At 43.5% G+C, this 9,760-nt stretch carries 8 protein-coding genes and 3 pseudogenes; 3 read left to right on the plus strand and 8 right to left on the minus strand.

Features of this window, described 5'->3' with window-relative positions; genetic code table 11:
• Positions 1-361 precede the first annotated feature (361 nt).
• The 5 genes and pseudogenes from GC098_RS25825 to GC098_RS25840 form a co-directional block, all read right to left on the minus strand.
• Complete coding sequence (locus GC098_RS25825) at positions 362-2,011, minus strand: immunoglobulin-like domain-containing protein (RefSeq protein WP_171646082.1); 1,650 nt, start codon at positions 2,009-2,011, stop codon at positions 362-364.
• Positions 2,012-2,776: 765 nt separating this feature from the next.
• Entirely contained in the window at positions 2,777-3,139 is a 363-nt protein-coding gene (locus tag GC098_RS40300) for a group II intron maturase-specific domain-containing protein (RefSeq protein ID WP_246358968.1), read from the minus strand.
• A gap of 6 nt (positions 3,140-3,145) precedes the next feature.
• A pseudogene (gene ltrA, locus GC098_RS40305) lies at positions 3,146-4,069 on the minus strand (group II intron reverse transcriptase/maturase); the annotation flags it as partial.
• Positions 4,070-4,860: 791 nt separating this feature from the next.
• A complete protein-coding gene (locus GC098_RS25835) occupies positions 4,861-5,022 on the minus strand; it encodes a hypothetical protein (RefSeq protein ID WP_171646083.1) in 162 nt (53 codons plus the stop codon).
• An 11-nt stretch (positions 5,023-5,033) separates the two neighbouring features.
• Entirely contained in the window at positions 5,034-6,242 is a 1,209-nt protein-coding gene (locus tag GC098_RS25840) for a beta-propeller fold lactonase family protein (protein WP_171646084.1), read from the minus strand.
• 64 nt (positions 6,243-6,306) lie between these two features.
• Between GC098_RS25840 and GC098_RS25845 the strand changes: the two are divergent.
• A pseudogene (locus tag GC098_RS25845) lies at positions 6,307-6,932 on the plus strand (transposase); the annotation flags it as partial.
• A 65-nt stretch (positions 6,933-6,997) separates the two neighbouring features.
• On the opposite strand, the pseudogene GC098_RS25850 reads toward GC098_RS25845, so the two are convergent.
• A pseudogene (locus GC098_RS25850) lies at positions 6,998-7,456 on the minus strand (nucleotidyltransferase family protein); the annotation flags it as partial.
• 64 nt (positions 7,457-7,520) lie between these two features.
• Between GC098_RS25850 and GC098_RS40940 the strand changes: the two are divergent.
• A complete protein-coding gene (locus GC098_RS40940) occupies positions 7,521-7,649 on the plus strand; it encodes a hypothetical protein (RefSeq protein ID WP_281367126.1) in 129 nt (42 codons plus the stop codon).
• 58 nt (positions 7,650-7,707) lie between these two features.
• Here the strand turns inward: GC098_RS40940 and GC098_RS25855 are convergent, their stop codons facing one another.
• Positions 7,708-7,893, minus strand: coding sequence for a hypothetical protein (locus GC098_RS25855; protein ID WP_056623138.1), 186 nt, complete (start codon positions 7,891-7,893; stop codon positions 7,708-7,710).
• A gap of 730 nt (positions 7,894-8,623) precedes the next feature.
• Between GC098_RS25855 and GC098_RS25860 the strand changes: the two genes are divergently transcribed.
• Positions 8,624-8,833 carry an alpha/beta-type small acid-soluble spore protein gene (locus GC098_RS25860; protein WP_057307795.1) on the plus strand — a complete coding sequence of 70 codons (210 nt, stop codon included), beginning with the start codon at positions 8,624-8,626 and terminating at the stop codon, positions 8,831-8,833.
• Between the two features lie 549 nt (positions 8,834-9,382).
• Here GC098_RS25860 and GC098_RS25865 read toward each other — a convergent pair.
• Positions 9,383-9,634 carry a hypothetical protein gene (locus tag GC098_RS25865; protein WP_171646086.1) on the minus strand — a complete coding sequence of 84 codons (252 nt, stop codon included), beginning with the start codon at positions 9,632-9,634 and terminating at the stop codon, positions 9,383-9,385.
• Positions 9,635-9,760: the final 126 nt, after the last annotated feature.

The raw sequence follows: 9,760 nt of genomic DNA on the forward strand, positions 1-9,760 counted from the left end.
GCTTTATATTTTTCAAATTCCTTCTTCTCTACAAACTCCGAGTTAAAGTGTAACATATCATAAAGTCGGTCCAAGCTTCTCACCTCAATTTCTCTCTTGATATCTAATAATCTTATCATAACCTACGAAGTACCCTCAACATGCCAAACCTTATTCTTATTAGATGGTTTCGATAAATGAATCTAGTCTTGCAACGTAGCCCTTATTGAGTAAACTATAGTTTCCCCCTTAGTTGATAAGGCGATTACATGCCATTTGGGTGAAATATAAAAGGATTTCCCCTTCTTATGGATCCCCCTTCATTGCACAAAAATTAAAAAAACCGTCCTGTGGACGGATTTTTTAGGGCTTTACAGCCGTATTAAGGAAGTTGCTTCACGGTCAAAACAAATGCTTTGGTCTCAGCATAACCGCCGCTAGTAATAACAGCCGTCATGATAACTGAAGCATCTCCACCTGCTACTGCCGGTCGAGTAACAACACCGGTGTTAGAGATAACTGCCGTATTACTCGAAATCCAAACGACATTCGATCCATTCGGCCCAATCGCTGGCAGACCGATATTACTCATTACGCTGGAAACGGAATCGGATGTCCCGAACGTAATGGCCAACGCTGATTTATCCGCAGCAACCCGCTGCGCGTCTGTCAATTGCTGCTTTACCGTCAAGATAAAGGACTTGGTATCGGAATAACCTCCAGCCGAGATGATAGCATTAAGGACAACCGTTACATCGCTTTGTCCGGCGATCGGACGACTAACAGTTCTGCCATCGCTTGATATAATGGACGGATTGTTCGAAACCCAACTGATGGATGAACCATTGACACCCGTAAGCGGAAGTGTCATTGCCTGAGTGACATTGGATGCCGTATCCGTTCCTCCATAAACAATAGCCAAAGCTTCCTTATCTACGGCAACACGTTGTATGTCCGTCAACTGTTGTTTTACTGTCAAGGTGAAGGTTTTGAACTCTGACGAACTGCCGTTTGTTAAAATTGCGGTTAGCACGACTGATGCGTCGCCACTGCCAGCGGAAGGCCGTTGCACGGTTTTTCCGTCATTCGAAATAACGGATGTATTGCTGGATACCCAAGTGATAGTAGAACCGTTTGGCCCGCTAAGCGGCAATGTTAACGGTTGAGTTACACTGTTTGCCGTATCTGTTCCACTAAATGTGATGGTAAGCAATGCTTTGTCCGCAGCCACTTCTTGAGCATCAGTAAGTAACGACTTCACTGTCAAAGAGAAAGTCTTGGTATCTGAAACGCTGCCATAGGTTATGGTCGCTGTGATAGTTACCACGGAATCCCCCTGAGCTGTTGTAGGCCGGTTCAACGTTTTGCCGTCGTTCGAGATAATCGATGTATTGCTGGATACCCAAGTTATCGTGGAAGCGTTTGTTCCGCTAAGCGGCAAGACTAACGGTTTGGTTACACTAGTTGCAGTATCCGTCCCGCTGAAAGTAATGGCCAATGCCGCTTTATCTGAGGCTACTCTTTGGGCCTCCGAGTTTTGTTGCAAAACTGTTAGGGTAAACGTTTTAGTTTTGGAAACGTCGCCGTAACTAACAGTGGCTATAAGCGTTACTACAGCATCTCCTTGCCCTGCGGAAGGTCGAATGACAGTTTGTCCGTCATCCGAAATAATCGAAGGCGCACTCGATTTCCAAGTGATCGTGGAACCATGAGTTCCCGCTAACGGCAGCGCAATAGCCTGAGTGACCTTATCTTTCGAATCGGTGTTTCCATATGTAATCTCCAACTCTTTCAAGTCCACGGCCACCCGCTGTTCTATCGTCCAGTTTGTCTCATTGTGTTTTCCTTGCTTTCGCTCTATTGCCCGGCGGATTGCTTCCCGGGCCGTTTCATTCTTTTCCCCTCGTTCGAGCGCGTTTTCTAAGCCCGTCTTTTTCCCGGCATGGTTACCCGGATGCTCTTCGTTCGCGAATGCGGCACCCGTCACCATAAGACTTAAAGCTGCCGTACAAAGCAAGATCTTTGTCTTCATTCCGTTGTTCCTCCTCATATTCATTCTTCCCCTCATATACTTTCGTGTAGTTTACATTATTTGGGAGGGTCTTTGGACAAGATTAAAAACAACAATTGGATGAAGAAGAATTGAGTATTGCACATGCAATCTGAGAATCGTTCTCTACGGGATGCCGAATCGATCTAATGCTGTTTAGATCGTTTGAAGAGAGCGAGATAACTGGTGGTGTGAGGTAAGTTGATCAACGTCAGATACGTTTGAGAATTGAATTTGGCACTGATGAATGTAAGTGGATATCGCGGGTTTATATTAAACAAAGTTCGAGGAAATCCAATGGATAGAGGCTTCAGAAAACATTTGAATTGAATCTCAATCCATTTTCTAGCCATTTATAGCAACATTTTAGTTCTGTAAAAAGGCTATTGAACTCTATCTGCCGCTGTTTGTCGGCTGGAAGGGGCTGATTTATTGCTGTCTTTGGTGTATACGGTTCGGTTAATGGGTGTGTGCAGGTTTCTGTTCCACATAGTCGGCGTAATCCGTGGCATGTTTTGCCGTAGTATCCTGCCCGTAAATACAGCAAAGCCGCCGGTCATTCTGGCGGTTGCCTCTTGATGTGGGTAATTGAATTATCGTATTTCGTTACTTGAGTGCCACCACGCTAAACTGCCCGTTTACTTGAACTAGAGTAAAGGGCTGAATATTCAGCCCCTCCTCATCAAACCGTACATGAAGTTTTCCCTCATACGGCTTTCCGATGTTCTTCAATCATGAGCATGCGGATTACAACAATGTTTTAAGCCCCATTTGTCTGGCAATATATTTAACTTCTTGAAATGAACCCATCCATCTATTTCTTTGTCTTTTCTTAGCATACCAGCGGGTTAACCTTTGCAGTATGTACCAGTCCAACTTCGCTAATTTCCTATGGCTGTAGGTCGTGTGGTAGTAATTTCTCCATCCTTGAATTTTAGGATTGAGCCATCCTACCTGTTCCTCAAAAGAGCGTGAACGTGAACTCGGTGGTGCAAGTCTTTCTTTAACCACTTCTCGTATGCGTTCTTCTGCCTTTTTCGTTAACCACTGTTGCGTTGTGAAATACACGTTGCCTTGGGATGTTTCAGCTTTTGTTTTCCGATGGTGCATGCCTAGAAAGTCGAATCCTTCGTCTCCTATCCACAAGCCTACTATGCGTGTTTTGGTGGGGTGTAAGGTGAGTTCTAAACGCTCCATAATTGTAACGATGAGTTTGTACGCATGGTCCGCTTCTTTCTTCGTCTTGCAAACTACAACCATGTCGTCTGCGTACCGTGTCAACTCACCTACTCCTTTTCCATGTTTCTCCCACATTTGGTCGAAGTAGTTGAGGTAGATATTCGCCAGTAACGGCGAGATGACGCCACCTTGTGGTGTGCCTAAGTCGGAGCGTCTTACCGATCCTTCTTCCATAACTCCCGCTTGTAGCCACTTCCTAATTAACTACAATATCCGCCTGTCATTGATGCGCATTTGCACCAGTTTCATTAGCTTGTCTTGGTTAATGTTGTCGAAGTAGCCTTGGATATCGATGTCGACTACCCAATTCCCTTTACGGTTGCAGGCTTTACGGATTCGGTCTAGTGCTCCCTTTGCACCACGTTTCGGGCGAAATCCGAAGGATGTTTCATGAAAATCCGCTTCAAAGATGGGTTCAATCATTAGTTTTGTTGCCATTTGTACGACTCGGTCTCGAACCGTCGGTATTCCGAGCGGTCTTTGTTTTCCATCCTTTTTAGGAATGTATTGACGTCTCACTGGATCAGGATGGTATGTGCCTTCTTGTAGTTCACGCTGACATTCCTTGATGAACGAAATCTCCCCGTGCTTTTCGATGTCTGCAAGAGTAACGGCATCAATACCAGCCGCACCTTTGTTAGCACGCACTCTTTTCCATGCTTCGCATAGAACGTCCCATCTGTGAACCTTGTCGTACAAGGAGTGGAACTTACGTTTCTTGTTTTCCTCGGCTGCATGACCTAGCTTTTCTTGGAGTTGTTGAACTTTTTCCTTTGGTGTCGTTAGCCGATTGGCATTCACTCACTCGTACCTCCTTAAAAAGCATAAACAAAGCAGGGCTCCTTCCCTCCCGAAGGTTATGTTGTCCTTCGGTTCTTTGGTACTATGAGCCCCTCGGACTCCCTTCCTACAGACGGCTCACTTCGCTTTTCGAGCTTATAGAGTGTCTCTTTACGGTTTCTAAAAAAAATCCGTGCAGGGGAGGGTCTCCCCAGTTCACTGCATTATCTTTCATACCATGCCGATCCCTTTACACCGGAGGATTCTTCACTGCTGTTCCAAGATCTACGCAGCTTCCTTGGCCTTCGTCTATGTTCACGAGACTCAGCTTCCTCTTGTCCCTCTTGCGAGGCCTCTTTGACGATGCGGCAGGATTCACTTGATGTTACGGCCTGGTATGTTGCTCGCCCTGCCTCTGACAAGTACTTTTGTCGATGCGCTTTTACGCACAGATTTCGCCATACGCAAGCATCCTAGCTACAAGGGTGGCTTGGTCCCTCCCGTGGTTGGACTTGCACCAACTAGATAATGCGTGCCTCTGGGCACGCTGAACAAGAAAAGGAGCTGCCGCGAGGCAAGCTCCTTCACTATCGTTATCCGTTTGCGCAATCAGTTAGCTTTTTTAATGCTCGACAGGGACTAAAAAAACATGTCATCGCCCAATGTCAAGAACCTTGTGACATTAACGCCGGCGGCCATCAACGTCCTGTGCTGCATGAGAAAAGAGTTACAGCTGGGCGCGCTCGAGCGTAGGGTGCAAATCGACGTCGGGGAGCCGGCGACGATCGGCGCCCTGGCGAACACGTGCACTCCTATCGCTCTCCTATCTCCAGCTCATTTTTTTGGAGTTTATTTCTGAATAGCTGAACGATATGGAGTGGAACTCGATATTTTTGGGCGATTTCTAAATTAGTGGATTGTGGATGTTCCTCCAACTCTTTTTGTATCAATGCGCTGATATCCTCTTTGTTCACAAAGGAACCCCCTAAATCGAAATGGGCGTGATGGCGACTCCGAAATAACCTGTATTCGTAAGCGGCACGCTAGTTACCATATTGGATGAGGTATTAATGATCGAAACAGCCGGAGTGCCACCATTAGTTACATACGCACGTGTTCCGTCGGGAGTAATCGCGATGCTGTTTGGTTGGTCACCGACCGGGATCGTCGGAGCGATTACCAAATTTGTTGTGATATTGATAATAGCGACCATATCCGCACCGGTTCTCGCGACATATGCTCGTGTTCCGTCAGGGGTAATCGCAATCCCCTGAGGGAAACTCCCCATCGGTAACATAATGGTCGTGATGACCATATTGGAGGCGGTATCGATCACCGACACTGAGGAACTCGAGAAATTGGTGACATAAGCTCTGGTACCATCGGGTGTGATAGCGATTGTATTAGGGCTGTCTCCAACCATAATCGGCGAGCCGATCACCATGTTGGTGGCAAGATCAATTACGGAAATCGTATCATCGGTAACATTAGCAACATAAGCCCGGCTACCGTTAATCGTAATGGCAATATCACCAGGACCATTGCCAACCATAATCGGCGAGCCAATCACCATGTTGGTGGCTGTATCGATGACCGATACCGAATTGCCAATGAAATTGGTGACATAAGCACGCGATCCGTCAGGCTTAATAGCAATTCTGGACGGACCGTCCCCAACCATAATCGGAGAACCGGAGATCGTGTTGCTTGCAGTATTAATTACCTGAACCCTATCAGCAAGGAAATTGGTGATATAAGCTCGGGTACCGTCGGGTGTGATTGCAATCCCTGTCGGAGCATCCCCCACCGGAAGGAATCCCATTATTGTGTTGGTGGCTGTGTTGATCGTCGTTATCACATCATTATCGGGAAATAAAAGGTATGCAAAAGGGCCGAAGTCAACGGAATTAATGGAACAAATTGGAATAATGCGGGTACCGGAAATACCCGTTAAAATCACTGTTCCATTGCTGGTCCGAAAAATGCGCCCCTCAATGCTATCTGAAAAGCCGGTAGTCGAGATAGAAATATATTGATTATCTAACTGCTGAAGCATATTAGTGAGCTCTTCAACACAAGCAGATTCAGGACTTACTCCTGCAGGTCCTTGAGGTCCTTGAAGTCCCTGAGGTCCTGCAGGTCCTTGAGGTCCCGGAATCCCAGGAGGGCCAGGAGGCCCAGGAATTCTACCCATTAATTAATCTCCTCCTTTATATTTTAAAATCAACGTATTCTCAAGGCTTATGTTGTGGAAGGGTAGACTCCTATACCTGAGAAATTTAACAAGGCAGCATAATGCAGTAACGGGCCTGTACATTCAAATCAAGCTGCAGTTCCAAACTGTATTAGATCAGGTGTTTCCTGAATATAAGGGTGTGTTTGGGGATTTGTACTCTGCAGTCTCTCTGAAAGCTTGTTGGCATTTTCAACGTCTGACGCCGTATTGCGAGCGGGAGAAGCAAAGTTAACGGAGAAGATAACCTCATTATGTATCCGAAGATCTGATCGAAGGGCCGCGGAGAAAGCTAAAGCCCTATTGGCTGCTGCGGATCGGAATCCATTCCGCAAGGCTCCTTTCCAGAGCCATATAATCAGCCTTGAGATGTATATCAGCATGCTGCTTCATTATAGAGAGCATCTAACCGCCCTGGAAAAGCAAATCGATGCTCTCGCTAATGAAATTGAAGAATATAAGATTATCCAATCGATCCCCGGTATCGGAGAAAAAATCGCGGCAACAATTATTTCGGAAATCGGTGAGATTGATCGGTTTAATCACCCTAAGAAATTGGTTGCATTCACTGGTGTAGATCCTAGTGTCCATATCTCCGGAAAGTTTACCGCTACAATTAATCGAATAACCAAACGTGGCTCAAGCAGGCTCAGCCTGTGCGGAGACCTTCACGACTTCCAATTGCGTTAGTTGTTGTTCCAGTTTCTCTATATGTTTATTCCGCATGGGGCAGCCAACAAAACATTATCCTGATTGTCTAACTTCAACCCTAAAGCAGTTGCTGTCTCAGGGAACTTAGACATTGCGTCCAAAGAAGACGAATATGGCGGGATATTGTTGACTACATGCATTCTTGCCTGGTTTTTTACGGACCAAGGAATGTTTGGAATGATTTGTTTTAGCTGAGCTTCAAGTCGTTTTTCAATATCCTCACTTTTATTTAATGCATCAAAATAAATTACATCTACATCTGATAGTGGCGTTCGCTCTTTATATCCATGAAGGGTATCCCATATTTTTGAGCGTACAAAACCTGCGCAAACCCACCAATCAGGCAGTTGTAACGATTTAGAAGCCCTGAGGATGTCCATCATCCATTCATCATCACTAATAAGACTAATGATATCTTCTCTACTACTAATCAAATGAAATAGCCTCCTAATAGGAACGTGCATTCTTATATTGTAGAAGATCGAAATATTATTGTAAAGTTATTCCACAATGCTGCCCTTAAGTTGTATGAAGAAAAAAGGAATTGCCGCGAGGCAAGCCCCTCAACTGGTGTTCGCTGTTACGCACTTTTTACATACTGTAAACAACGACGATTATGTTTGTGTCGCCGAACAAGAAAAAAAACCCGCAGCATGAAGCATGCCGCAGGTCTCTAACTCGTATTACTTTAGATCGTTCCATGCCGAAGCTCAACTTAGGAACTGACATCCGTATCAATGATTTCATCCAGTTCTGAACTATGTTCGTTTGCGGCTGCAATAATTTCTTGATCAACCTTATTACTTCCTTGAATTTGCTCCGCGGCTTGGGCTTGATTGTTCAGTTGCTTAACAATTTGTCCTGTGCCATGAGCTCCTTGATGTCCTCTACTGGATGTCATTGTATTTATCCTCCAAATTCGAAAGTTGATCTCCCTACTTTATTATGATGCTATTTTCCACTATTATTTCACATAGAGCCTCATTGGTTCGTTTTCGCCTCATGCAATTGTGTAATCAACACCAACAGATTCAGCTACTGTTAATTGAATGGTTCGCTGAAATGTTTTTAAGCATCACCTGGTTGATCGTGTGTATTATTTTGTGCAGATTGGTCAGGCGATTTTCGAGTTCGAGATTGCAGTTCCTTATCTACGGTTCGCTGAGATTTGGTTATCTTAGTTTTAGTTTTATCGGACATTGAGATTACCTCCTTTCTATCTTGATGAAATAAGCTAAAAAATTTAGCCTGTTCTGTGGGAAAGTTTCCTCAGGCTTTTTTAGGGCTTTATATGTGAACCATTTTGTTAACTAACCACCTTAATTAATATTTGCCTCATCAATTTTACCCTTTTGATTTGGTTTTTGGTTTTTTTGCTTTTCGGATTTCACGCTTTTCTTTTGATTAGTCATAACTTTAGCACACCCCTTTGAGTAATTTGAAACATATATATTGTACTCACTTAAGAAGTAATATAAGCAGACACATTGTGCCAATCACTTAGTTGGTCGGCGAAATTAAACAATAATTTCTTACTGGAACTAAAGCTTTTCAAATGAGATTATTCTTGCATAATCCTCCCTTAATCTCCACAAAATAAAGCACATTGAGAAAAGGAGTGATTTTATCCCATGGCAAATAACAGCACTTTACTCGTACCACAGGCTAAAGCGGCAATTAACCAACTAAAGTATGAAGTAGCTCAAGAATTGGGCATCCCTCTTCAGCCAAATGGCTACAATGGAAATCTCCTTACAAGGGATGCAGGCTCTATCGGAGGAACAATTACAAAGCGTCTTGTACAAATTGCTGAGCAGCAGTTAAATGGATTTAAACGCTAAATCTATAATGTAAGCCTAGTAAAAAAGGCTACGATCACCTTTCGTTCAAACTGGCAAACCTTACATTGCTATCATTGAACAAACGTTCTCCCGTTAGTTCAATTGCTTTTGATAATTCCACTCTAGTTTATCCTAAACAATCTTACTTCTCTTTAAGGAGAGTAGATAAAGCACGAGCGGAGATAATGTAATTAGAGTACCTATGCAAATAAATATTGAGCCATATGTGTGTAAATGATAGTCTGTTAGTGGAATAGAAAACCATATTAATTTATTGATCCCCATACTACCATCTTCACTTCTGGCAACAAATGTGTAGGTAGTATAGCCTTGATATATAACATACATTCCTATTACCAATAATAATAATTTGCTGAACATATTCATTTCATATCCCCCCTATGTTGTTTTTGTCGATGTAAGAATTCCCTTATTTTAACATATGAGTAACTTATCCACAATCCTGCCCGTTAGCGTAATCCCTATTTTTGAACTCAATAGTACCTTTTAAGTATTAGTTAGTTAAAGAAAAAATGTTAGCCTGTGATTTTATTTACCAGTCAAAACCTTGTATAGCATCCACCCCAGAAATAAACCAATAAATATCCCAATAACTAACAATATTTTAATATTTCTGGATAAATCGAAACTCCCAAGTTCTACCCATAGTTCTTTAATGTCTCTAGGTAAAATCCCGAAATTCAACATGAATATGAGAAACAGAATGAAAAAAGCTATTAGTCCAAAAATAATGCCCATAATAACTCCCATACATACACCCCTCCATAGTTCCCTTTTCATGGTGGTATTCCCCAAATAGACCATAAAAAATTCTCATTGCTCCACGAATATAATGCCGATACGGCGACAGGATGCTATTGCATTAATCTGCCCTTTACTTGAATAAAACAAAAAAAGGGAGCTGCC

The sequence above is a fragment of the Paenibacillus phytorum genome (genome assembly GCF_013141715.1).
GTDB classification, from domain to species: Bacteria; Bacillota; Bacilli; order Paenibacillales; family NBRC-103111; genus Paenibacillus_E; species Paenibacillus_E phytorum.

What these genes read in the sequence shown, in the direction of transcription:
- GC098_RS25825 (WP_171646082.1), bottom strand. Translation starts at nt 2,011, where the DNA reads ATGAAGACAAAGATCTTGCTTTGTACGGCAGCTTTAAGTCTTATGGTG.
- GC098_RS25855 (WP_056623138.1), bottom strand. Translation starts at nt 7,893, where the DNA reads ATGACATCCAGTAGAGGACATCAAGGAGCTCATGGCACAGGACAAATT.
- GC098_RS25860 (WP_057307795.1), top strand. Translation starts at nt 8,624, where the DNA reads ATGGCAAATAACAGCACTTTACTCGTACCACAGGCTAAAGCGGCAATT.
- GC098_RS25865 (WP_171646086.1), bottom strand. Translation starts at nt 9,634, where the DNA reads ATGAAAAGGGAACTATGGAGGGGTGTATGTATGGGAGTTATTATGGGC.
- GC098_RS40300 (WP_246358968.1), bottom strand. Translation starts at nt 3,139, where the DNA reads ATGCACCATCGGAAAACAAAAGCTGAAACATCCCAAGGCAACGTGTAT.
- GC098_RS40940 (WP_281367126.1), top strand. Translation starts at nt 7,521, where the DNA reads ATGAAGAAAAAAGGAATTGCCGCGAGGCAAGCCCCTCAACTGGTGTTC.
- GC098_RS25840 (WP_171646084.1), bottom strand. Translation starts at nt 6,242, where the DNA reads ATGGGTAGAATTCCTGGGCCTCCTGGCCCTCCTGGGATTCCGGGACCT.